Source organism: Vibrio sp. 10N.222.52.B7 (assembly GCF_041474275.1).
Taxonomy (GTDB): domain Bacteria; phylum Pseudomonadota; class Gammaproteobacteria; order Enterobacterales; family Vibrionaceae; genus Vibrio; species Vibrio crassostreae_C.
Genome location: NZ_JBFRTU010000788.1, coordinates 1 through 259, shown reverse-complemented (window position 1 = coordinate 259; position 259 = coordinate 1). Strand labels below are relative to the sequence as shown.

Annotated in this window: 1 protein-coding gene; it reads left to right on the top strand. The window is 49.0% G+C overall.

Translation table 11 applies throughout. The features are described from left to right. Positions 1 to 259 (top strand): GNAT family N-acetyltransferase (locus AB4512_RS25320; protein WP_372176218.1); only part of this gene is annotated, 259 nt, incomplete at both ends.

Genomic DNA, 259 nt, shown 5'->3' with positions numbered 1-259 from the left:
GATGTTTAGCCCTATTACTCTCCATGGTGACGATCATAACTGGCAGGGACTTGCGCCTCTCGCAGTGAAAGAAGAGTACCGCAATCAAGGTATTGCCAAATCACTGGTTGAAGACGCATTTTCTACATTGGTAGATTTCGGTTTCCCAGCCTGTGTTGTGCTTGGTGATCCTGCTTACTACGGCCGCTTTGGTTTTAAGGCTGCGAGCGAGTTTGGCCTGAGTTGTGTTTGGGATGTACCTGAAGGTGCTTTCCAAGCG